General features: G+C 60.8%; 20 protein-coding genes and 1 tRNA gene. 14 read left to right on the top strand and 7 right to left on the bottom strand.

Annotated elements, in window-relative coordinates:
• Positions 1-58 precede the first annotated feature (58 nt).
• The 6 genes from METLI_RS08645 (at position 59) to METLI_RS08620 (ending at position 6,025) form a co-directional block, all read left to right on the top strand.
• Positions 59-583 (top strand): ferritin, encoded by a 525-nt coding sequence (locus METLI_RS08645; protein ID WP_004039513.1) that lies wholly within the window; start codon positions 59-61, stop codon positions 581-583.
• Between the two features lie 223 nt (positions 584-806).
• The gene (locus METLI_RS08640; RefSeq protein WP_004039511.1) at positions 807-2,750 is read left to right on the top strand and encodes a methyltransferase domain-containing protein; all 1,944 of its coding nucleotides are present in this window, start codon (positions 807-809) and stop codon (positions 2,748-2,750) included.
• Between the two features lie 350 nt (positions 2,751-3,100).
• Positions 3,101-4,600, top strand: a complete 1,500-nt coding sequence (locus METLI_RS08635) for a DUF2193 domain-containing protein (protein ID WP_004039509.1) — start codon at positions 3,101-3,103, stop codon at positions 4,598-4,600.
• 10 nt (positions 4,601-4,610) lie between these two features.
• On the top strand, positions 4,611-4,817 hold the full coding sequence (locus tag METLI_RS08630; RefSeq protein WP_004039508.1) for a DUF2180 family protein: 207 nt from the start codon (positions 4,611-4,613) through the stop codon (positions 4,815-4,817).
• A 5-nt stretch (positions 4,818-4,822) separates the two neighbouring features.
• Positions 4,823-5,563: an MIP/aquaporin family protein gene (locus METLI_RS08625; RefSeq protein WP_004039505.1), complete on the top strand. Its 741-nt coding sequence runs from the start codon at positions 4,823-4,825 to the stop codon at positions 5,561-5,563.
• Between the two features lie 45 nt (positions 5,564-5,608).
• Positions 5,609-6,025 (top strand): secondary thiamine-phosphate synthase enzyme YjbQ, encoded by a 417-nt coding sequence (locus METLI_RS08620; RefSeq protein WP_004039504.1) that lies wholly within the window; start codon positions 5,609-5,611, stop codon positions 6,023-6,025.
• Between the two features lie 29 nt (positions 6,026-6,054).
• Here the strand turns inward: METLI_RS08620 and METLI_RS08615 are convergent, their stop codons facing one another.
• Positions 6,055-6,318 carry a UPF0147 family protein gene (locus tag METLI_RS08615; RefSeq protein WP_004039501.1) on the bottom strand — a complete coding sequence of 88 codons (264 nt, stop codon included), beginning with the start codon at positions 6,316-6,318 and terminating at the stop codon, positions 6,055-6,057.
• 100 nt (positions 6,319-6,418) lie between these two features.
• Between METLI_RS08615 and METLI_RS08610 the strand changes: the two genes are divergently transcribed.
• Positions 6,419-6,748 (top strand): Sjogren's syndrome/scleroderma autoantigen 1 family protein, encoded by a 330-nt coding sequence (locus METLI_RS08610; RefSeq protein WP_245529349.1) that lies wholly within the window; start codon positions 6,419-6,421, stop codon positions 6,746-6,748.
• Here the strand turns inward: METLI_RS08610 and METLI_RS08605 are convergent.
• Together METLI_RS08605 and glyS are read right to left on the bottom strand one after the other, a co-directional pair.
• Entirely contained in the window at positions 6,739-8,955 is a 2,217-nt protein-coding gene (locus METLI_RS08605; protein WP_004039497.1) for a DEAD/DEAH box helicase, read from the bottom strand. The two genes, METLI_RS08610 and METLI_RS08605, sit on opposite strands and share 10 nt — an antisense overlap.
• Entirely contained in the window at positions 8,952-10,673 is a 1,722-nt protein-coding gene (gene glyS / locus METLI_RS08600) for a glycine--tRNA ligase (RefSeq protein WP_004039496.1), read from the bottom strand. Before glyS ends, METLI_RS08605 begins: the two co-directional genes overlap by 4 nt.
• 432 nt (positions 10,674-11,105) lie before the next feature.
• Between glyS and METLI_RS08595 the strand changes: the two genes are divergently transcribed.
• Both METLI_RS08595 and METLI_RS08590 read left to right on the top strand, forming a co-directional pair.
• Positions 11,106-11,714 carry a hypothetical protein gene (locus METLI_RS08595; protein WP_004039495.1) on the top strand — a complete coding sequence of 203 codons (609 nt, stop codon included), beginning with the start codon at positions 11,106-11,108 and terminating at the stop codon, positions 11,712-11,714.
• A gap of 53 nt (positions 11,715-11,767) precedes the next feature.
• On the top strand, positions 11,768-12,421 hold the full coding sequence (locus METLI_RS08590) for a metal-dependent hydrolase (RefSeq protein ID WP_004039494.1): 654 nt from the start codon (positions 11,768-11,770) through the stop codon (positions 12,419-12,421).
• Between the two features lie 36 nt (positions 12,422-12,457).
• On the opposite strand, the gene METLI_RS08585 is transcribed toward METLI_RS08590, so the two are convergent.
• Together METLI_RS08585 and nifS are read right to left on the bottom strand one after the other, a co-directional pair.
• A complete protein-coding gene (locus METLI_RS08585; RefSeq protein WP_004039493.1) occupies positions 12,458-12,841 on the bottom strand; it encodes an iron-sulfur cluster assembly scaffold protein in 384 nt (127 codons plus the stop codon).
• A 41-nt stretch (positions 12,842-12,882) separates the two neighbouring features.
• A complete protein-coding gene (gene nifS, locus METLI_RS08580; protein WP_004039492.1) occupies positions 12,883-14,049 on the bottom strand; it encodes a cysteine desulfurase NifS in 1,167 nt (388 codons plus the stop codon).
• Positions 14,050-14,277: 228 nt separating this feature from the next.
• On the opposite strand from nifS, the gene METLI_RS13200 reads away from it, so the two are divergent.
• From METLI_RS13200 to METLI_RS08570, 3 genes are all read left to right on the top strand, one after another.
• On the top strand, positions 14,278-14,892 hold the full coding sequence (locus METLI_RS13200) for a hypothetical protein (RefSeq protein WP_004039491.1): 615 nt from the start codon (positions 14,278-14,280) through the stop codon (positions 14,890-14,892).
• Positions 14,893-15,455: 563 nt separating this feature from the next.
• Complete coding sequence (locus METLI_RS08575; RefSeq protein ID WP_004039490.1) at positions 15,456-16,169, top strand: DUF432 domain-containing protein; 714 nt, start codon at positions 15,456-15,458, stop codon at positions 16,167-16,169.
• Positions 16,170-17,102 carry a mechanosensitive ion channel family protein gene (locus tag METLI_RS08570; protein ID WP_004039489.1) on the top strand — a complete coding sequence of 311 codons (933 nt, stop codon included), beginning with the start codon at positions 16,170-16,172 and terminating at the stop codon, positions 17,100-17,102. It begins immediately after the preceding gene.
• Positions 17,103-17,661: 559 nt separating this feature from the next.
• Here the strand turns inward: METLI_RS08570 and METLI_RS08565 are convergent.
• Together METLI_RS08565 and METLI_RS13195 are read right to left on the bottom strand one after the other, a co-directional pair.
• The gene (locus METLI_RS08565; protein ID WP_004039488.1) at positions 17,662-18,843 is read right to left on the bottom strand and encodes a bifunctional 5,6,7,8-tetrahydromethanopterin hydro-lyase/3-hexulose-6-phosphate synthase; all 1,182 of its coding nucleotides are present in this window, start codon (positions 18,841-18,843) and stop codon (positions 17,662-17,664) included.
• Positions 18,844-19,112: 269 nt separating this feature from the next.
• Positions 19,113-19,282: transfer RNA gene (locus METLI_RS13195), tRNA-Trp, on the bottom strand.
• Positions 19,283-19,379: 97 nt separating this feature from the next.
• On the opposite strand from METLI_RS13195, the gene METLI_RS08560 reads away from it, so the two are divergent.
• Complete coding sequence (locus METLI_RS08560; protein ID WP_004039487.1) at positions 19,380-21,080, top strand: AMP-binding protein; 1,701 nt, start codon at positions 19,380-19,382, stop codon at positions 21,078-21,080.
• 52 nt (positions 21,081-21,132) lie between these two features.
• Positions 21,133-22,074, top strand: coding sequence for an HPr kinase/phosphorylase (locus METLI_RS08555; RefSeq protein WP_004039486.1), 942 nt, complete (start codon positions 21,133-21,135; stop codon positions 22,072-22,074).
• Positions 22,075-22,093: the final 19 nt, after the last annotated feature.

The following is a 22,093-nucleotide window of genomic DNA, read 5'->3' as shown; positions in this document are numbered from 1 at the left end:
GCAGCACCCGGTCATAACTTATTTATATGGCATGGGTCCATGCGGGAATCGTGATATCATGATCCGCCAGACAATGGTTGAGGCGCTGAACCGCCAGATCAACCGGGAACTCTACTCGGCCTATCTCTACCTCTCGATGTCGGCATGGTTCTCGAACCGGAACCTGCCGGGATTTGCGAACTGGATGCGGGTGCAGATGCAGGAGGAGCAGTTCCATGCCCTGAAGTTCTACGACTATGTCGTCGCCCGGGGCGGACGCCTGATCATGCAGGCGATCGAGGCCCCGCCGTCTGAATGGGAGTCCCCGCTTGCGGTCTTCGAGGCCACCTATGCCCACGAGCAGAAGGTGACGGCGATGATCAACGACCTCGTCGAACTCGCCCAGAAAGAGAAGGATTACGCCACCTATAACTTCCTGCAGTGGTACGTGAACGAGCAGGTGGAGGAGGAGGCGAACGATACCGGGATCATCGAGAGGCTGAAGATGATCAGGGAGGAAACAAACGCCCTCTTCATGCTGGACCGCGAACTGGCGACGCGCGTATTCACGCCGCCTGCAACCGGCGGCAAGAGCGCACCCTGAACAGATCGCTCCTTTTTTTCGGCGCTCCACCTCTCCGGCCGGGGCTTATCTCGCGGCAATGCCGGGCATCTTCTGCACATCCCGCCCCTACCGGCAAAGCCCTATATCGGTTGCCCCACCACCGATAGCAGATGGCAATGAAATCCGGCGGACCTCCTGGCAATCTGGAATCAGGAGATAATCGTCGCGTTTCTCCATCAGGTCAAGGCGGAGTGCTGCCGGAATGAACAAAGGCAAATTGAACGGCTCGGTTGATAAGGAAAAAAAGCGGGTGCAGGGGTGTTCTCTTGGGCCGGTTGAAAATCTGGAGGCCCATGTGCGGCCCGAATGGTGGCGCGGGATCTTCAACCACCTCTATCTCAAGACAGACGGGGATGTGGTCGGGGACGCCCTCCTGACAGGGCGGGAAACCGACCTTTTCTGCAGGGCGCTCGACCTGAAGGCAGACGACCGTGTGCTCGACCTCTGCTGCGGGCAGGGGCGGCACACCCTGGAACTCGCACGCCGGGGCTATCGCGCCGAGGGCCTCGACCGCTCCCATTATCTTGTGCAGAAGGCGAGGGCGTCCTCCAGGCAGGACGGTCTGAACGTCAGGTTCAGGGAGGGCGATGCGCGGAAACTTCCGTACAGGCCTGACTCCTTCGACGTGATCCTCCTCCTCGGAAACAGTTTTGGCTACTTCGAGAGCGGCGAGGACGATCGCCGGGTGCTCGAAGGGGTTGCGCGGGTGCTCAAACCGGGTGGGCGCGTCCTTCTCGACATTGCAGACGGGGGATGGCTGAAGGAAAATTTTCAGAAACGTTCCTGGGAGTGGATCGACAAAAAGCACTTTGTCTGCCGGGAACGCTCCCTCTCCTCGGACGGCACGCGCCTCATCTCGCGCGAGGTGATCACCCGTTCCGACCATGGGGTGATCGCCGACCAGTTCTATGCCGAACGGCTGTACACCCGCGATGAGATCGTCGCCCTTCTTGCGGCGGCCGGTTTTTCCGGAGTGCAGGTCCACGGGGAGATCGCCACCGAGTCCGGGCGGGGGCAGGACCTCGGGATGATGGAACGGCGGATCATCGTCACCGCCGCGATTGACAAGCCCTGGTCGCCGGCTGCGCCCGGGGCGAAAACCGGTCTTATGCAGGTGGCCGTGGTCTTCGGCGATCCCAGGCAGCGCGACGAGATCAAACCCGACTGCGTCTTCGACGAGGACGACTTCTTCACCCTCAACCAGTTGAAGGCGGCGCTCGGAGAACTGAAGGGTTACCGGTTCAGGTTCCTGGACGGCCACGACACCCTGCCCGCCGACCTCGGGAAACTGCGGGGGTCGGTGGACTATGTCTTCAACCTCTGCGACGAGGGGTATTTCAACGACCCGCGGATGGAGCTGCACGTCCCGGCGCTCCTCGAGATGTTCGGCATCCCGTACACCGGCGCCGGGCCCCAGTGTCTGGCCGCCTGCTATGACAAGTCTCTTGTGCGGGGTGCGGCCAGGGAGATGCGGATCCCGGTCCCTGAAGCGGTGTTCCTGCGGGGCGGGGAGACGATCTGCGACCTCCCGTTCAGGCTGCCGGCCATCGTCAAACCGAATGCCGGGGACTCGAGTTTCGGCATCACCGAGCGGAGCGTGGCATGGACGGTGGAGGATCTCTCGGCGGCGATCGCCGGGTTCAGGGATTATTACGGGTTTGATCGCCCCGTTCTGATCGAGGAGTACCTCACCGGCCCCGACCTCTCGGTCGGGATCGTCGGCAACCCGCCCGAGTCCTATACGGTGCTCCCGATCATCGAGGAGGACTATTCGGCCCTGCCCGCGGGGCTTCCGCGGATATGCGGCTATGAGGCGAAATGGCTGCCCGAGTCGCCGTACTGGAAGATCACATCGGTGAAGGCCGATCTCCCCGAGGAAACCGAGAAGGCGATTGTGGAGTGGAGCGCACGCCTTGCGGTCAGGCTCGGCTGCAGGGACTACTGCAGGTTCGACTGGCGGCTGAGTGCCGCCGGAGAGCCGAAGCTGCTTGAAGTGAACCCCAATCCGGGCTGGTGCTGGGACGGCCACCTGGCGAAGATGGCGGGGATCGCCGGTATCTCCTATCCCGGGATGATCGGGATGATCCTGCGGGCGGCCGAGCGCCGGATCCTGGGCGAGGAGCGCGCGGCAGGCGGACGGGACTGAGGAGGCACGCACCCGGCGAGTGCGTGGTGGATCTGATTCCCCGCAATATTATCTCTTTTTATCGTTTCAGTCTTTTTTTCGGGCGAAATGCGATCTGGAATACCATTATATATGGAAATGCCCCATCCTCGGTTGTCAAACAGCGGCACGTGCCTGATGATCCTGTAAAGGCCAGGATTCAATCGTCCGGCCCTTGAAACGGGTGGTTCCGGGGCCGACACAGGATAAGATCCGACATTCTTTTTCCACCCTTGCCACTGCCTGTACCCCTGATCGTCAGGTGCAGGAAACGGCTGCTGCATTCAGGCCGGTATCTGAAACGATACCGTAACGATCTGGAGGCGAGTCTTATGATCGAGATCTATACGAAAATCGTAAACGAGGCGATGGCGGCGCAGCGCGCCGACGTCGAGACGGTGAAGAAGAAGCGCGGGACGAAGTACGCCGTCAAGGACGGAAAGGCCTATGTCGACGTCGTCAAGGGCATGAAGCCCGCCGGCGAGCAGAGCCGTGCGGTGATCGATCTCCATGTCGAGTCGGTCAAAGCCCACTTCAAGCATCTCTCCGCACTCACCGACTATGTCAGGCCGGAGGACGACCCCTTTGTCGAGCACTACCAGACGCCGGCGGTGCTGGAGGTGCTCTATGCCGAGGACCCGAAGTTCAGGAAGAGCATGGACGCCTTCATCAAGGCGATCGGGAAGGCCGAGGCCCTGATCGGGCGGGAGGCAGCCCGCCGCTATGCCGGGTTCTACGGCCCGACCTGCGTCGTCGACTTCGCCCTGATCCCGGGGAGCACGAGCAACGTCGTCAACCAGATCTTAAAGACGGTGGAGATCCCGGAGGCGCACAAACAGGCGATCCTTGCGGCGAAGTCCTGGGGGATGAACACCAGTTACGGCATCGGCGAGGCGTTTGCAACCGCCGTCGAGGCAGGCGACACCCTGGCCGCCGCCACGAAAAAAGAGGTCAAGCAACTCCAGGCGATCTACGACCACCCGGTAAAAGCCCAGGCCGACCTGATGGAAAAGGCCGGGATGACCTCGTTCGACCCCATGAAGTACATGGAGGGCTACAAAAAGGATATGGAGCCGGTTGTGAAGAAGGCGATTGACGGGGGCGTCCACTACGGCAACATCGTCACCGTCCCGGCCTACTGCGTCGGCGACATCTCGCACCACATTGCCCAGTCCACCTACAACATGTGCAAGGATGACGTGGTCATGGGGGTGATCGAGGCGGTGACCGACGTGATGGAGCGGAGCCTGCGCGCCTCCCTCGAAAAGGTGCGCAGCGAGTACCAGATCCTCTCGATCGCCACCGGCGCCTCGGCGGCGGCGACCGAGTACATTCTGGAACTCGACGGCTTCAACGCTCCCGTCGTCGTCGACCTCCTCACCAAACGCTTCCACAACTATGTCCAGCTCTACCCGACCCGCGGGGCCGCCGCCGAGCTCCACAACTGCGATTTCATGGACATGATCTGGCGCGGCTGGCGGATGCTCGATACGGCCAGGCGGAAGCGGAACGGATCTGGCGAGATCCTGACGCCCCTCGTCGCCGGGTTCCCGGTGGACCTCACCCCGATCCACGAACACGAGGTGCTGATGAACCCGCAGCGCTATGCGTATCCGGCCTCGGCGATCACGGTCAGGTTCTCGGCCCTGATGCGCCTTGCCGATTACCCATGCCTGCTCACGAGCGAACCGGTGACGGCGACGATGATGACGAACATCATCGCCCTGCAGCCGGAGAAGATCGCGGCACCGGCCCGCGTCTGCAAGGACTGCGCCTCGGCCTCGATGATCGACTTCAGGCACGAGTACTGCCAGTGGAGAGAGGCCGTATAGAGGTTATTTCATGAAGTGCTATGTCTGTGCACAGGCTGGAAAGGAGACGGAGGCTGCCGGGATCTGTATCGTCTGCGGCATGGGTCTCTGCACCGCGCATATGATCCGGGAGGATACCGATGTCTGGGAGGGTGGTTATCCCTTCCCGGCGCAGAAGCTGAAGAAGAAGCTGCCCAGGATCCTCTGCCCTGAGTGTCACGAGGCGCTGGGTGCGTGATCGCAATGGTCTCGCTTGCGAAACGATGCGTGGCTGAGTTGATCGGGACATTTGCCCTGGTCTTCTTCGGGGCCGGGGCTGCAGCGGTCACCCTGATGATCGCTGCAGGGTCCACCCCGCCAAACCCTTTCAACATCGGGATCGGCGCCCTCGGCGGGCTTGGCGACTGGCTTGCTATTGGGCTTGCCTTCGGATTTGCGATTGCGGCGGTGATCTACGCCTTCGGCCGGATCTCCGGGGCCCATATCAACCCGGCGGTGACGATCGCCCTCTGGTCGATACGGCTCTTTCCGGGCCGTGAGGTCGCCCCCTACATCCTCGCCCAGCTGGTGGGCGCGGCGATCGCAAGCCTCGCCTTCGCCGCCTGCGTCGGGCCCGAGGCGGCGACGATCGGCGGGCTCGGGGCGACGGCGCCCTTCCCGGGCATCACCTACGGGGCGGCGGTCCTCGCCGAGGCGATCGGCACCTTCCTCCTGATGCTCGCCATCATGGGCGTGGCCGTGGACCGGCAGGCGCCACCGGGGTTTGCCGGGCTGATCATCGGGCTGACGGTCGCCGGGATCATCACGACGACCGGGAACATCGCGGGTGCCTCCCTCAACCCGGCGCGCACCTTCGGGCCGTACCTCGGGGACATGCTCCTTGGCGGGGCGAACCTCTGGGTATATTTCCCGATCTATATCGTCGGCCCGATCGCCGGGGCCGTGGCGGCGGCGTACCTCCACCGCTGGATCGCCGAGGAGTGATGCCGGGCCGGCACCCTTTTTTACCGCGATGCCGATGATGCTCGCATGGTCTACCAGGAAGAGATCGCCGTGAGTACCGGCGGCGAGGGTGCGATCGTCGATCTCACGCCGTCCGTGCGTCGGTGCGTCGGGAAGAGCGGGATCGAGAAGGGTGTCTGCAACCTCTTTGTCGTCGGGTCGACGGCGGCCCTGACGACGATCGAGTACGAGGACGGCGTCCTCGACGACCTGCGCGAGGCGCTCGAACGTATCGCCCCGAAGGATGCGGTCTATGCCCACGACCGCCGGTGGGGGGACGGCAACGGGCGGTCGCATGTTCGGGCATCGCTTGTCGGACCGGCGCTGAGCGTGCCGGTGCGCGACGGCGCCCCGGTCCTCGGGACCTGGCAGCAGGTCGTCCTCCTCGAACTCGATGTCAGGCCGCGGCGCGAGCGGACGGTCGTCTGCACCGTCCTGCCGTAAAAAGATGGTATCTCGGAAAAAAGATCCGGTTAATCGAGAGGTATGCTCTCGAGCTGAGAGACCAGTTCCCAGATGCGGGTGCGGGCATGAACCGGCATGTTGGGATCGTTGCTGATCTCGTCGATGGTGGAGATCGCTTCGGCGGCGCGCAGACCGATGCTTTTCTGTTCGTTTGTGAGAAGAGACTTCGTCTGGTCGGCAACTCTGCGGATGTTGCGGGGAATCGTGTTATCGTCGGATATATGCTGGAGCATCTGGATGCATACGTTTATTGTTTCTTGTGGAGTGGCCATTCATAATCACCCTTTATACTATGTCCCTGCCATTCTTATATAGATTGATTTGTCCGACCGGCAGGTGACGGCATTGACCGAGAGAAAACCCGAGGATATTATGGCTGACCACCTTCTGAAGGGTGAGAAAATGCTCGCAAAGGAGTGTAAGGTCTGCGGCTCGCCCCTCTTTGAGATCAAGGGCGAAACGCTCTGCGTTGTCTGTGCCGAACAGGGGCGAGGCGAGAAGCGCGCTCCTCCAGAGGCCCCGGCCCCGGAACTTCCTCTCCTGCCGGCCGCCCCTGTCGGCGAGGCCGGTGCCGGTATCGAGGCGGCGATCGTCTCGCTCTGCGCGCGCATAGCGGAAGAAGGGGACGAACGGCGGTGCCTCACCCTGATGGAGGCCGTTCGTGCAGGCGCCGAAGCGCTCAGGCTTCTGCGTCAGCCGTAGGGGCGGCGTGCAGTTTCCCAGATAGAATCAGCCGTTTTTTTCCCCACACCTTTTACCGCGGTCAGGTCGTCCTTCTCAGCCTCGACGACGGCCTTCACCGATCCGAAATGTTCGAGGAGGGCCCGTGCCCCTTTCAGGCCGATCTCGGGGAACGAGGCGACGATGTTCTCCAGCTGCTCCTGCCCGGTCGTATAGGTCTTCTTCGTCTGCACCCTGCGGTCGCCAGGTTCGCCCTCCTCACGTCGACAGAGGACGGCGAGCATCTCTGCAGTCTCTTCCGCACTCTTGGTCCGGATCACGGCGACGCCCATGTCCACCGTGATAGCGGCGAGGGCTCCCCTGATGGCATTGGGGTGGATGTCCCGCGCGGCGTAGAGGTCGCCGTCGCCCTCCACGATCAGCACCGGTCGCGGCGCCGCGGCGGCGAGGGCCCGCACCTGCCCGAGGAGGTCGCGGTCGACCAGCGTGTCGGCGAAGTCCTGCACGGTCTTGCGTTCGACAACGATGCGGTCCCCGACGGCGTAGTCCCCGACCTCGAGGCGGGTGAGGGCGATGTGCAGTCCGAGGTCGGAGAGCACCTCGGCAACGCGCGAGGAGGTCTCCCGGTCGTCGACCGTGATCGACGGGCCTTCGGGCTCGGCGGCGACAAAGGATCCGAAGTTTGTCTGCCCCTTTCCTGTGCTGCCGCCCCCGAGCGCCCTGATCCCTTTCTGCATCGAGCGCTCGCGCTGCTGGCTCACGTAGCGGTAGACCTCGTCGGCGGTGCCTTTCGTCGTGAAGACGACGATCCGGCCGGTGCCGCTCCGCCCTGTCCTCCCTTTGCGCTGGATACTCCTGATCTCAGAGGGGACCGCCTCGTAGAAAACGACAAGGTCGGTGGACGGGACGTCGAGCCCTTCCTCCCCGACCGAGGTGGCGACGATCACCGGGAACTCGCCCTCCCTGAACCGGCGGAGGACGTCGATCTGCTTCTTCTGCGAGAGCCCTTTCTCGGCGTCGCGCGACGCCTGGCCCACAAAGCGTTCGGCGCCGATCCCGGCCTCGCGCAGGGCCTCGACAAGGAGAGCGACGGTGTCCCTGAAGGTCGCAAAGACGATCGTCCGGCTTTCCGGGTGGAGCGCCACCTGCTCTTTCACCAGCGCGACGGTGAGGCCGACCTTCGGGTGGAGTTCGCCCTGCCAGGACGCCGATCGCTGGCAGAGGCGCTGGAAGACCGGGTCGCCTGCAAGCCGCTGGCTTGCCTTCGTCCCGGTCGCTGACTGCCCTTCCTTTGAGAGTTTTTCGAGGTAGCCGGCAAGCACGCGGCTCCCCTGCGATTCGGCAAGGGAGACGGCGTGGCGGAGTTTCATCAGTTCGGCATAGATCGATGCTGCCGTAAAGGCGGCGGTGTCCCGCTGTGCGATCCGCCCCTGGATCTCGGCGTTGATCTTATTGAGCGCCTTCATCGAGAGTTTGCTCCGGTCAGGCGCGAAGAACCCGGCCCGTTTCAGTGCCGCAAGCCGGGAGTCGATGAGGATATTGATGTCGCCGACGGCGAGGGCGAGGTCTTCGGGGAGGTCCACCTGGCGGTGCTCGACCTCGCGCTCATGGACGTACGGTATGACGTCCGGGTCTGACTCGGTCCTTGTCTCGACCCCCTCGATCCCGAGGTTCGCCATCACCTCTTCCACCTTGCCGTGGTCCCCGCCCGGCGATGCGGTCATCGCAAGGAGCAGGGGTTTGTCCGCGGTCTGGTGGTAGCGTCGGGCGAGAAAGACGTAGGCGTAGTTGCCGACGGCCCGGTGGCACTCGTCCACCACCATCAGGGTGACGTCGGCGAGGGTGTAGCGCCCGGCGATCAGGTCGTTTTTGATCACCTGCGGCGTCGCGAAGATCGCCCTCGCCCCTTCCCACATGGCCGTTCTCTCGTCCGGGCCGGTGTCGCCGGTGAAGATGGCGCATGTCCCTTCATCAGGGAGGGCGAGGCGTTCGGAAAAATAGCGGAGGTGCTGCTCGACGAGGGGCTTAGTGGGGGCGAGGACAAGCAGCCGCCCACCCTCGCGGTACAGTCTCGACGCAGCCGTGATCAGGGCGACGGCGGTCTTGCCGAGGCCGGTGGGGAGGACCACCATGGTGTGGCGGTCGAGCGCCTGCAGGGCGATCGCGAGCTGGTACCGCCGCTCATCAAGGCTTTCTGCCCTGATGAGGGGGTGGCTGATGTGGCTCATTGTTTCAGGTCTGCAAAGGCGGTGCGGCACCTGATGAGGGACCCGATGGTTGCAACGAGATCGCCTGCAGGGATGCGCACCTGCTCCATGGAGTCCCGGTCCCTGAGGGTGACCGTGCCCGTCTCCTTCGTCTCGTAGTCGACGGTCACGGCGAACGGCGTTCCGACCTCGTCCTGTCGCCGGTACCGGCGGCCGATGGCGCCGTTGTCGTCGTAGTCGGCAAGTATCCGGGCATCCTGCAGATCGGAGGTGATCGTCCGTGCGATCTCCTCGAGGCCGTCCTTGTTCACGAGCGGGAAGACGGCGACCTGCACCGGGGCGATGCAGGCGGGGAGGCGGAGCACCCGCCGCTCCTCGCCCTCCACGATCTCCTCGTCATAGGAGTGTTCGAGGACGCCGTATATCATCCGGTCGATCCCGTACGAGGGTTCGATCACGTGGGGCATCACCTCGGCACCCCTGACCTCCACCTCCTCCTCGTGGACGGTGTAGAGGTCTCCGGGGATGAAGAATGTCTCGCCGTCGACGGTGACCTCGGCGCCGTCAGGGCCTGGCGAGGTCTCGGCCAGGGCGTCGGCGATTTTCTTCGCCTTCCCCCGGTACTTCGGGCCGAGCACGCCCATGTCGGCGACGATCCTCTTTCTCTTCTCGGTTCTCGCCTCGTCGAAGGGGACGAAGACGGTCATGGTGTCGCCGCTCTCGCCGGAATGGGCGCGGAGGTCGTAATCGGTCCGGTCGGCGATGCCGACGGTCTCGACCCAGCCGAAGCGCTCAGACCTGACCTCGGCGTCCCAGCAGTCGATGGCGTAGTGCGCCCGCTCGTCAGGGAGGTGCTGCCTGAACCGCAGGCGGTTTCTGTCGATCCCGATGGAGGTGAGGAGGTCGTGGGTGAGGGCGAGGTAATAGGCGATATATTCGTTGGCGATGATCCCCTCGTCCACGGCCTCGCGCATCGTCTTGCTGACCGGGTCGGTGTTCTGCTGCTGCTGCTCGATCCCCCAGAGATCGACCGCGTAGTCGGCATAGCGCCCGAAGTTCGGGTGGCGCTTGCTCTCCGGGTTGACGAAGATCTCGGCCTCGGCCTGGGTGAACTCGCGCAGGCGGATCATCCCCTGCCTGGGTGAGATCTCGTTCCGGTAGGATTTGCCGATCTGGACGGCCCCGAAGGGCAGTTTCATCCGGTAGAAGCGGGAGAGACGGGAAAAGTCGGTGAAGATACCCTGTGCGGTCTCAGGGCGGAGATATCCCTTCCGCTGTGAGCCCGGGCCGATCGTGGTCTGGAACATCAGGTTGAAGTCGAAGACTTCGGTCTTGCCGAAGACCTCGCCGCACCCGGGACATGCCACCTCTTCAATCGCCGCCGCAAGTTCCTCTCTGGTGAGGTGGGAGGCGCTCGCGATCCCGCAGGCCTCGGCCAGGTGGTCGGCCCTGAAATATTCGTGGCAGTGGGGGCACTCGCACATTTTGTCGGCGAACCCTTTCACATGCCCTGATGCGATATAGATGGACTCTGTTCCGACGGTCGGACACTCGATCTCGTAGTAACCCTCTCTGATGACATAGTAGTGCCGCCAGATCTCTTCGACCCGCCGCTTCATCATTGCCCCGAGGGGGCCGTAGTCGATGAACCCTGCAACAGCGCCATAGACCTCGGCTGAAGGCCACACAAAACCGCGGCGCTTCGCAAGTTCTATGACTTTATCGTACGTGTCACTCACTGCGATCAATCCCTGTATTCTATTTTAACTTGAAGATTAAAAAGGCGACTTTTTTTCAAAAAAGCCGCGTCTTCTCTCCGGACGTCGGAGAGTGGTTGGTGCAGGGTGCAATGGATCGAGGGACGGCGGCATTTATTATGCAAATAATTATATACAAATAAGTGTATTGTGCCGTCGATATGATTGCGCAGGGCGACAATTTCCCGGATCTGCCCTGCAGTTCATTCTCTTCTTCCCTCCCATCACCGGAAATCCAATGAAATCTATTTCAGGTTATTAAAAGTTTCTTTTTTGTTTTAAAATTCTTTTTCCGTCATATAATTATATTGTGCGTGAAGATGGAAAATGCCCTCGCCCCTTGTGCCCAGGCCATATTGAGAATTTTTAAATATAATAAGGCGTATTGTATTTCAGACCTAGTGTGGTAATGTCATGCCTGCAGACAAGAGAAAGAAGGAACTCCTCGCACTCTTCCAGGATCTCACGAGCAAGACCGAGATTGTCGAGCCGATGAAGAAGATCCATGGAAGTCTCAGGGACCGGGACGCGGTCGAACGGGAAGTCGCTCTCATTATGCGCGAGATCCTCGATCAGGGTTTCTTCCAGACGAAGCTCTCGCCCCGCCAGCTTGCCACCCTTGTCATATCCTTCAACGAAGGAAAAAATGACACCGAGATCGCCCGTGAACTCGGCAACGAGAAACTGGCCAAGACGGTGGCGCGGGCGAGAGTGCGCATCAAACTCTTCCGCGATTCAGATTTTGACATGCCCTTTGAACGGCGTGAACTCTCTGATCTGATCGACTCCGGGAAGACGATGAACGACGTTTCGCAGATCCTGGGGATCAGTTCGTCCTCGCTGCGTGAATATCGCCATGTGATCGCAATGGACGAGGACGCCACGCTCGACCCCTATCTCGAGCGGATCAAGGACGTGCTCGAGGACCGCGACCTCACCGAGCAGATGACGCGCGGTGTTATAAACGACGGGCTCTCGGAAGCGATCGACAATACCGAGGCCGAGATGATCGACGTCACCTGATCCCTTCGGGTGCACACCCCCCTTTTTTAACCCTGCGTGCAGAACGGGTTGGCATGAAGATCCGATGGCTTGGACATGCATGTTTTCTCCTCGAGGGCAGCAGGACCGTGCTGATCGATCCCTTTGTGCCTGAGGGCGGGATCGAGGCGGACCCCGATATCGTTGCGGTCACCCACGGCCACGCCGATCATCTCGGCGAGGCCGTGCGCTTCCAGAAGCCCACCGTGGCGGTGAACGAGATTGCAAAGTACCTGGCTGCACGCGGCGTTCCGGCTGAGCCGATGAACATCGGCGGGACGATCGAGGTCGCCGGGGTCTCGTTCACGATGACGCCGGCCCTCCACTCCTCATGGCTTGAGTGCGCGGGCGGCGGGTATTATGGGGGCGTGGCCACCGGGTATGTGATCAGGATGGACGGCACCGCCGTCTACCATGCCGGCGACACGGCGCTTTTCTCCGATATGAAGTTGATCGGGGCGCTCTACCACCCCGACGTTGCCATCCTGCCGGTGGGAGGGCGCTTCACGATGGGGCCGGCCGAGGCGATGATGGCGGCGGAGTTCGTCGGGGCCGGGACCGTGATCCCGATGCACTACAACACCTTCCCGGCGATCGAGCAGGACCTCTCTGCTTTTAAGGAGGCGCTCGAACGGACCGCCGATATCCGCGTGATCCTCCTGGCGCCGGGCGAGAGCGTCGAGGTCTAAAATCCTTTTTATCCTGAGAAAAAAGATTTTTGGGCGTTACCAGGGGTCGAGCCCCTGCGAACGCCGGTAATTGTTGATCGCTTCCCTGATCGCCCCTTCGGCCAGGACCGAGCAGTGGATCTTCGGCTCCGGGAGGCCGCCGAGCGCCTCAACGACGTCGGTGTTGGTGAGCGCCCATGCCTCTTCGAGGGTCTTTCCCCGGATCAGTTCGGTCGCCATGCTCGACGAGGCGATGGCGGCGGCGCAGCCGAGGGTCCTGAACCGCACGTCCACGATCCGGCTGTCCCGGATCTTCAGGTACAGGGTGGTCGTGTCCCCGCACTCCTTGCTCCCCACCTCGGCGACGGCGTCGGCGTCCTCCAGCACCCCGACGTTGCGCGGGTTTTCGAAGTGGTCCATGACTTTCTCTGTGAACTGCATGCTGATCTCTCTTTGGCGCCCCTCGTCTAAACCTTTCTCGATCAGGCACCGGCGCCCGAGAGTCTCCTGAGTTTTTTGACGGCGTCGGGGAGGAGGGCGAGGAGATAGTCGACGTCTTCTCCTGCGGTGAGATCCCCGAGGGTGAGGCGGAGGGAGGCGCGGGCGCGCTGCGGCGGGACGCCGAGGGCGAGGAGGACGTGCGAGGGCGATTCAGACCCCGAGGAGCAGGCGCTCCCCGTTGAGGCGCAGACGCCCTTCATGGCGAGGAGGGTGAGCAGGGCCTCGCCGTCGATGCCGTCGAAGGAGACGTTGATGTTGCTGGGCAGGCGCTCGGTGGGGTGGCCGTTGAGGGTGACGTCGGGGATCGCCTCCATGATGCCGGCGAGGAGGCGGTCGCGCAGCCCGGCAAGCCGCGCCCCGTGGGCCGGGATGTCGGTGCACGCCCGTTCGATCGCCGCCCCGAGGCCGACGACGCCGGGAAGGTTCTCGGTGCCGGCGCGCCTGCCCCGCTCCTGCCCGCCGCCGTGGATGAAGTTTGCGATTTTTGTTCCGTTCCTGATGTAGAGGGCGCCGATGCCCTTGGGGCCGTAGAACTTGTGGCCCGAGAGGGAGAGGAGGTCGATGTTGTCCTCATCGACGTCGAGTTCGAGGTTGCCGATCGCCTGGACGGCGTCGGTGTGGAAGGGGACGCCGTGCTCGCGGGCGACGGCGCCGATCTCGCGGATCGGCTGGACGGTCCCGACCTCGTTGTTGGCGGTCATCACCGTGACCAGAATGGTGCGGTCGGTGATCGCATCCTGCACGGCCGCCGGATCGACCCGCCCCTCCCGGTCGACCGGGAGGTAGGTGACCGAGAAGCCCTGCTCTTCCAGGAAGGCGCAGGTGTGGAGGACGGCGTGGTGCTCGATCGCCGTCGTGATGATGTGGTCGCCCCGGTCGCGGTGCGCATGGGCGATCCCCTTGATCGCCCAGTTGTCTGACTCTGTCCCCCCGGCGGTGAAGAAGATCTCCTCGGGGCTTGCGCCGATCGCTGCGGCGACCTGTGAACGCGCTCGCGCGATTGCCGCCCTCGACTCTTCGGCGATGCCGTAGAGCGAGGAGGGGTTGCCGAAATGGTCGGTGAAGTACGGGAGCATCGCCGCCACGACGTCGGGGTGGGTGGGGGTCGTGGCCGAGTGGTCGAAGTATCTGATCCGGTCTTCTGGCATGGTCTCTCCTGCAGGAGTGTCTGTGCCTGAAAGAAGATGGGGGTTTCGGATAGGGAGGGGTCACTGCTTTTTTTTATGAATCGTTGGCATTATCAAGCCGTGTGTGATATTTTCGAAGAAGAAATGACTTGGTGTCTGATCGTGAGTTTTTGAGATTGAAATACTGATTTTTTTGATGAGCATGATAAATTAAAAAATAATATATATTATACTCCTAAATTGCAATTAATGGCTGATAAAATATTGAACCGAGATTATTTTGTCGATAGGCTCTACAAAGAAGAGTTGAAGCGTTTAGATTCTGGAGAAAGAAAAAAAGACCGAGTAAAGGTTGATAGTGCGCAAGGAAAAACTGTCATTCAAAAATGCGGGGGCAAATGTGTCTTAGAATGTGGCTTATTATATGCGGAAAATCCTCACGGATTCGATATCCACCATATTAATGGGGATCCTGAGGATACACGCACTCAAAATTTAACCTTGATGTGCAAAACCTGTCATGGTACAATACATGGCGATGTCGGTACGAAAATTGCAAACTACAAAGCAAAGATGAACAAGAAAAATGACGCTGGGACATCAAAAACATCGAAAAAGCCCGTTAAACAAAAGATAGTTAGTGTCGATTGTTCTTACTGCGGAGGCCGTGGGGCATTATCATTGTTTCAGGGATGTCCGTCCTGTCATGGGGAAGGGACTGTACAGGTCTATTATCCTCCAGAGAAATGCACCGTGTGCAAGGGCAGCGGCAAGGATCCCGATAGCATACTGCCATTGCCCGACCCATGCAGACACTGTCACGGTACCGGGTATCAAAACGTGGTAAAAATAACCAGAAAATAAAGGCAAATTTTGGCTCGTTAAATCCTATTCTGGCGTGCTTGCGCCGGGGGACTACGCTCCCTGACCCCCGCTCAGGATAGGTGGGGATACGGCACGCTCACTCCTCGGATGTCCTGTTCGCTCTTCCAGGGGACTATCGCAAGTGGGGGTCCGGGTGAAAATCCCGGCAGACAGTAGATGGGGAAGGCGGGGGATCCGCGCTCCCGCCCTGCGATTACAGGAGAGACATCAACATCGGTATGAGGGCGACCATGAAAAACACTTCATGGGGTATGTTTGAGTCCCTTTCCTGGATTCATGTGCGATTCAACAGAGCTCGAATTTTAGAGATTCCCGCACAAAGAATAGTGCGCTTAATCTCTCTTTTTCCTATTGGGCTGGGTAAGGCATCTGAATCTGGCATGTCAAACCCTGAAATTCTTTAAGCAGAGACTTGATCCATTTCCCCACCCGGAGATCCTCGCATGGCCTGATCCTGATCGAAGGTCAATATATTTTTATTTCTCTGAAAGAATCCTTAAATAAGACAAGATTTATTGACCGAAGGGTGCCAGATCTTTCCTGTGTACGGTCGCTACAGCCTGGACTTTTGCATCGAGAAAGACGATTTAAAGATCTGTTTTTCAAGAGATGGCGATGTCGTCCGTTATTCCCGAACGCTGGGTGATTCGACGATGGAGCGGATCATCGCCTCGGACGGCGGGCAGGTGATCATCAACCCGGTGGAGCCCCTGAACCTCCCTGAAGAGGTGACACGGTTCCTTGAGATCAGGTTCGAATCGATCATCATCGAACCCGAGGCGACTCGCAGGATATATCTCACCTTCCCCATCGAGATCGGGATATTTATCTCGAAGAAGGCGGCGTTCCGGTGCATTGACATCTTCTCGCGCCTCCCGCAAAAATACTCCCTCTATGGCCCGACGGACACCGGCGTGATCACCCGTTATCACTGGAGTCCCGTGTCTTTTACGCTGCCCGCACATGATCCCTGCTTTGAGGGCGTCGTCGAACTCGATATCGTGAATACGACAAAAGGATGGGTGGAGGTCTCTCGTGTCGTCCTGGAGAATTACGGAATGAAGATCTACTATGATCAGGGCCTTGTCTCGATGAAGGCGCAGATGAGGGTCATCAAGTCGACGATTGCAGAGACCTGCTGTATCCGCTCCCCGATCCGGGAGGGAATGCGCAAATCGATCGAGCTCTACTATACACGCACGATCGGGCTGAGCGAGAGCGCCCTCACCTTTACGATGGATGCGGGGGTGCACTGAGTGGTCTTCAATGCCGTTGCCGAGTACTACCACAATATCTCTCTTCTCGGGGAGACGACCACCACCGACATCATTTCAATCGTTCTCATCCTCCTGGGCGCATTTATTATCATCCGTATTGTTAAAAATCGCCTTAAACGGAGTTTTGGGGATCAACTCCCCAAGTCTGATCTCGACTTTGTGATGACGCTTTCGACCTACCTCATCTACCTGATCACGATCCTCCTCCTCCTTCCCTATCTCCACTTCGACCTCTCCGGCCTCTTTGTCGCCGGAGGGATCGTCGCTCTGGCGCTTGCGTTTGCCACTCAGAACATCGTCTCGAACCTGGTTTCAGGGCTCTTTCTCATGTTCGAGCGGCCGATCAAGATCGGCGACAATGTCACCATCGGGTCCCTGACCGGCACCGTCCAGAATATCCAGATCATGTCGACGATCGTCCGGACCTATGACGGGATCTTTGTCAGGATCCCGAACTCGAAGATGTTCACCAGCGATATCACAAATCTCGTCGCCCATCCGGCGCGTCGGTTCGAGTACACGGTCGGGATCCGGTACCAGGACGATGCGGCAAAGGCGATCGCCCTGATAAAAAATCTGATCGACAGGCAGCCCTATGCCTTGAAGAGCCCTGGTCCATCGGTCTATGTCGACAAACTCGATGACTCAAGCGTGAATATCGTCGTCAAGGTCTGGGCGCCCTCTCTCTTCTGGTGGGACCTCCGGACAGCACTGCTCTGGAAGATCAAGGTGGAGCTCGAGAAGAATGGCATCCAGATACCCTTCCCGCAGCGGGAGCTCTGGTTTGACAACACGTTAAAAACCGATATGAAGACTGTCCAGCCGCCGCCGATCCGGGAGGTGCCGTACCAGGAGGCGGATGACCATCTGGAGGTCGGCAAACCCAGACCCGGCGAGACCCACGACTGGTGAGGGTGCACGAATCGTAGCGCGGAGGTCTGGCCGTACCTCCCCCTCATCTGCCGCCGGATATTTCTGGCTCCTCTCTTTTGTGTGGGTATAGCAGTTTCCGGGAGCAGATGGGGGATTGGTGCGCCGCTGCTGAGGGTCTGCTGCCCCTCGGAACTGCGATTGGGGCAGGGACGGGAAAACCGCGCCAGCACGCCGTTCCATCATTTTTCATCGAGAGATGCTCCGCCCGTCCCCCCCTCGCATATCCAGGGCAATCGCACGCAGGGGTCCGGGGGTGCAACCCCCGGCACGGTGTCCGCTCCACCCTCGGAGTTATTCCCACATCCAGGCGCCGAGAGCGAGAGGGTTCCAGAAAACCCGAGCAGACACCACCCCGGGGCCTGCCGCCCCCTCCCGCAAAACCGCGATTGGAGCGGGAACGGTCAGCACACCAACACGCTCACTCATCATTTTTCACAGATGGAGGCCCTGCTCGATCGTGAACGGGCGAAAAACCGGATAAAAAAATGGGTCGGGTTGCGCCTGGCATTCTCTCCGGGCGCACCCTGATACTGACCGATTAGAAATCGGTCATCACGCGGAACTGGTCGATCTCCTCGGAGTCCAGCTTCTCGATGAACTCCTCGGCGGCGTGGCGGATGTCCTTGCTCGCGGTGATCGCACGGCCGACGACCAGAATGTCGGCGCCCGATGCGACGGCCTTGGCGACGACGTCCTGCCTGATCCCGCCGGCTGTTGCGACGAGCAGTTTGCCGCCGGCGGCCTTCTTAATCGCCGGGATATTGCCCCAGGCGTATTCGTCGCCCTCGGCGTCGATGGCGCGGTGGAGCTCGACGATATCGGGCTTCACTTTCAGGGCGGCGACCAGGGCTGCCGGGTCGTCCACGTTGAGCATGTCGATGACCGAGTAGATGCCGGTCTTCTTCGTCTCCTCGATCGCCTTCTCGATCGTCGCCTTCGGGGCGAGGCCCGAGATCACGACGGCGTCCGCGCCGGCGTCCGAGGCCATCCGCGCCTCAAGGTTCCCGGTGTCCAGGGTCTTGAGGTCGGCGATGATGAATGCGTTCGGGCGGATGCGCCTGATCTCAGAGAGGACGTTGAGCCCGAACTGCTTGATCAAGGGGGTGCCTGCCTCGAAGAGGACGTGGTCGTTCTCCGGCACGGCGGTGAGCACCTGCTCGACCCTCTTCAGGTCCACGAGGTCCATCGCCACCTGGAGGTACGGCGGGTTCCAGAGCCGCTGGACCTTGAATCCCATCACGGCGTGAGCGGCGCGGTCCTTCTCGTAGACGAGGGTGTCGACGTCGGGGAACTGCTGGAGGGCCCGGCGGATCGCGAGCTTGGTGGCGCCGTAGTTGTAGCGGTAGATCATATTGTAGTTCTGTGCTTCGGGTGCGAGGTAGACGCTTGCGAGGATGACGGTATTCTCGATATCGATACCCTCAAACACGCCTTCCTCCACGGAGTCGGCGACCGCCTTTGCGACCGCCGCCTGCACCGGGCCGAACATCTCCTTCACCTGCTCGCCCTTCTTCAGCGTCACCTTCGGGATCACGAGGGTGGCGGGCTTGGTGAGAAGGTTGGGGCGGACAACGGCGAGGAGCGGGGTGTGGCCTGCGGAGAGCTGCGAGATGCTGTTCGCAAAGGCCATCCCGACCGGCCCTTCCTTGTCGCCCATCACGAGATCGATGTGCGCAAGTTCGGCACCGGTTCCTACGAGAGCTTCACCTATCAGATACATGGACAATCCCTTCAAATGCTGTATGAAGATGGGGCGGGCTGATAGATAAAGTGACGGGAGCCGCCGGTCCCGCCCGGTTGGCGACACGGGAAAACCGTTGGTTTGCGGGGAAAATCTTCCGGTTCTACCCCGGGTAGTTCGTCCCGGCGACCGCTCCCTCCTGGCAGTCAACAGGCGGATATGGCGGCAAACCGGCCGGGAGCAACGGGGTATCTTGCCCTTACGGTCAGCAGAACAGACAGACAAAAGCAGACGATGTTACAGAAACGTGGGGTCGGTGAGATTTGAACTCACGATCGACGGGTCTCTCCGAACATGCGCGGGGAGCATGACTCGCATCAGTGCTCCAACGGGTCATCATCATCATCAGCAGACCCATTGTTCATCACACGCAAAGACCGCTGGAGCCCGTCGCCATTCCGGACTAGGCCACGACCCCTTACGTACCTTATAGAATCGGCTTTCCCTGATTTAATGATTACGTTTCCAGAACAGTAATCATATATGGTCTCCCTTCCCCATGTACTTCGAATCATATGGTCACCGGCAGTTACGCATGCGGACACTCGGTCAAACCGCTGATGGGGGAGACCATCGGCGATATGCTGAACCGGATCGCCGCCAGATACCCGGACAACGAGGCGATGGTCTCGGTCCACCAGAACATCCGCTGGACATACAGGGAGTTTTGCGAGAGGGCCGACGCCCTTGCCAGGGGCCTCATGGCCCTCGGTGTCGAGCGCGGCGACCGCGTCGCGATCTGGGCGATGAACTATGCCGAGTGGACGCTTACGCAGTTCGCCACCGCAAAGATCGGCGCCATCCTGGTGAACATCAACCCGGCCTACCGGGTCTATGAATTCGAGTACGCCCTCAAGCAGGCCGAGGTTTCTACCCTGATCGTGCAGGGCAGATTCAAGAACTCGGACTACGTGGGGATGTTCTACGAGGCCTGTCCCGAGGCGATCGACGCCCGCGCCGGCAGGATATCCTCTGAAAAATTCCCCTTCCTCAAAAATGTCGTCTTCATGGGCGACATCCCGTACAACGGCATGTTCACCTGGGACGAGATGATCGAGAAGGGCGCCGGCATCAGCCCGGACGAACTCAGGGAGCGCGAGGCGTCGCTCAACTTCGACGACGCCATCAACATCCAGTATACGAGCGGCACCACCGGCTACCCGAAAGGTGTCGTCCTCACCCATCACGGCGTCATGAACAACGGCTACTTCATCGGCGAGGGGATGGGCTTTACCGAGAAGGACCGTCTCTGCATCCCGGTGCCCTTCTACCACTGCTTCGGTATGGTCCTCTCGAACATGGCGTCGGTCACCCACGGCACCACGATGGTGATCCCCTCCCCGGTCTTCGACGCCGAGGCTGTGCTCCAGGCGCTCCAGAACGAACGGTGCACCGCCGTGCACGGCGTGCCGACGATGTTCATCGCCGAACTCTCCCACCCGAACTTCGGCAAATACGATTATTCGACCCTGCGCACCGGGATCATGGCCGGCTCGCCCTGCCCGATCGAGGTGATGAAGAAGGTCAACGTCCTGATGAACATGCGCGACATCGTCATCGTCTACGGCCAGACCGAACTCTCGCCGGGCGTGACGATGACCACCGTGGACGACCCCCTGGAAAAGCGGGTTGGGACGGTCGGGCGGGCGTTTCCGCACACCGAGATCAAGATCATCGACCCGAACACAAAGCGGATCCTCCCGCGCGGCGAGGTCGGGGAGATCTGCGCCCGCGGCTACATGTCGATGAAGTGCTACTACAACAATCCCTCGGCCACCCGTGCGACGCTCGACGCCAACGGCTGGCTCTATACCGGGGACCTCGGCGTCATGGACGAGGAGGGCTACGTGAAGATGTCAGGCCGCCTCAAGGAGATGGTGATCCGCGGCGGCGAGAACATCTACCCGCGCGAGATCGAGGAGTTCCTCCACCACCACCCTAAGATCTCCGACGCCTACGTGATCGGCGTCCCTGACGAGCGCTACGGCGAGGAACTGATGGCGTGGGTCGCCGCGAAGCCCGGCATGACCGTGACGCCCGATGAGATCATCTCGTTCTGCAACGGCCAGATCGCCCGCTACAAGATCCCGAAATACTACAAGTTCGTCACCGAGTTCCCGATGTCGGTCACCGGGAAGATCCAGAAGTTCAAGATGCAGAAGATGGCGATCGAGGAGCTCGGGCTTGAGGCCGACTCGAAGATCGAGACTGCCTGATCATCCTTTTTTTCGAGCCCGGTTTTATGTGCCTGGAGCGCCATCCTCCCGTATGGTCTACGCAGTTCGCCTGATCAAGGCCGGGGAGAAGGAAGAATATGCGGGGCGTTATGCCCCGCAGGTCAGGTACGAGGTGAAGTCTGAGATATATGGCTGTTGCATCAAGGTGCTGACCGACGATAAAACGGTGAAGGAGCGGTGGGAGGAGAACTTCTACTTCATCTCGCAGGGGATCCGCTCCCACGGGCGGCTCTATGTCGTCGCCGATCCGGCCGTCCCGGAGGACACCGTGCTCTATGAACCCGCCTCGAAGACGGCTTTTCTGGTCAACATCAGTTATTACGGCTGGATCAAGTCCCTTGCCCTCTCGGTGGCCGGGGACGTCCTGGAGGACGGGCACGGGATCTCCTCGGTCCACGGCGCCTGCATCGATGCCGACGGCCGGGGGTGCTGCATCATCGGCGTTTCCGGTGCCGGGAAGACCACCCAGACCTACGGGCTTCTCCGGGACAGAACGACGCGGGTTGTCGCCGACGACTGGTTCTATGCCCGCACCTTTGGCGACGAGATATTTGCCTACGGTTCAGAGAAGAACTTCTATATCAGGGCCGACCTCGCTACGGTCTGGCCCGAGTACGCCGGTCTGATCGAAGAGGCCGAGTTCGATGCCCAGGGGCGGGCGGTCGTCGATCTCAGGCTGGTCACTGGCAAGGGGCGCATCCTGCCGATGACGACGCTGAGGAAGGTCTTCATCCTCTATCGCGATCCCGCCCTCTCCCTCGCCCCCCGGTACCCCTCGGTCGGGGAGACGCTCTCGATACTGGAAGAGAACAGGTGGTTCAATCCTCACCTCCTGGTCAAATCGCCACTCAAAGAGGACCTGAGGCGGCGGTTCTTCTCGGCGCTCTGCGCGGCTGCCGAGGTCGTCCTGGTCAATACTGCCGGAACGCCGGAAGAGACCCAGCGCACCCTGGCTGCTCTCATACACGGATGAACCGGTGCGCTGGAAAAAA

It is taken from the genome of Methanofollis liminatans DSM 4140, assembly GCF_000275865.1.
Classification (GTDB): Archaea; Halobacteriota; Methanomicrobia; order Methanomicrobiales; family Methanofollaceae; genus Methanofollis; species Methanofollis liminatans.
Note: the sequence above shows the minus strand (reverse complement) of the source record. Positions and strands in the feature narration are given on the sequence as shown.

What these genes read in the sequence shown, in the direction of transcription:
- METLI_RS08645 (WP_004039513.1), top strand. Translation starts at nt 59, where the DNA reads ATGATCCGCCAGACAATGGTTGAGGCGCTGAACCGCCAGATCAACCGG.
- METLI_RS08640 (WP_004039511.1), top strand. Translation starts at nt 807, where the DNA reads ATGAACAAAGGCAAATTGAACGGCTCGGTTGATAAGGAAAAAAAGCGG.
- METLI_RS08635 (WP_004039509.1), top strand. Translation starts at nt 3,101, where the DNA reads ATGATCGAGATCTATACGAAAATCGTAAACGAGGCGATGGCGGCGCAG.
- METLI_RS08630 (WP_004039508.1), top strand. Translation starts at nt 4,611, where the DNA reads ATGAAGTGCTATGTCTGTGCACAGGCTGGAAAGGAGACGGAGGCTGCC.
- METLI_RS08625 (WP_004039505.1), top strand. Translation starts at nt 4,823, where the DNA reads ATGGTCTCGCTTGCGAAACGATGCGTGGCTGAGTTGATCGGGACATTT.
- METLI_RS08620 (WP_004039504.1), top strand. Translation starts at nt 5,609, where the DNA reads ATGGTCTACCAGGAAGAGATCGCCGTGAGTACCGGCGGCGAGGGTGCG.
- METLI_RS08615 (WP_004039501.1), bottom strand. Translation starts at nt 6,318, where the DNA reads ATGGCCACTCCACAAGAAACAATAAACGTATGCATCCAGATGCTCCAG.
- METLI_RS08610 (WP_245529349.1), top strand. Translation starts at nt 6,419, where the DNA reads ATGGCTGACCACCTTCTGAAGGGTGAGAAAATGCTCGCAAAGGAGTGT.
- METLI_RS08605 (WP_004039497.1), bottom strand. Translation starts at nt 8,955, where the DNA reads ATGAGCCACATCAGCCACCCCCTCATCAGGGCAGAAAGCCTTGATGAG.
- METLI_RS08595 (WP_004039495.1), top strand. Translation starts at nt 11,106, where the DNA reads ATGCCTGCAGACAAGAGAAAGAAGGAACTCCTCGCACTCTTCCAGGAT.
- METLI_RS08590 (WP_004039494.1), top strand. Translation starts at nt 11,768, where the DNA reads ATGAAGATCCGATGGCTTGGACATGCATGTTTTCTCCTCGAGGGCAGC.
- METLI_RS08585 (WP_004039493.1), bottom strand. Translation starts at nt 12,841, where the DNA reads ATGCAGTTCACAGAGAAAGTCATGGACCACTTCGAAAACCCGCGCAAC.
- nifS (WP_004039492.1), bottom strand. Translation starts at nt 14,049, where the DNA reads ATGCCAGAAGACCGGATCAGATACTTCGACCACTCGGCCACGACCCCC.
- METLI_RS13200 (WP_004039491.1), top strand. Translation starts at nt 14,278, where the DNA reads ATGGCTGATAAAATATTGAACCGAGATTATTTTGTCGATAGGCTCTAC.
- METLI_RS08565 (WP_004039488.1), bottom strand. Translation starts at nt 18,843, where the DNA reads ATGTATCTGATAGGTGAAGCTCTCGTAGGAACCGGTGCCGAACTTGCG.
- METLI_RS08560 (WP_004039487.1), top strand. Translation starts at nt 19,380, where the DNA reads ATGGTCACCGGCAGTTACGCATGCGGACACTCGGTCAAACCGCTGATG.
- METLI_RS08555 (WP_004039486.1), top strand. Translation starts at nt 21,133, where the DNA reads ATGGTCTACGCAGTTCGCCTGATCAAGGCCGGGGAGAAGGAAGAATAT.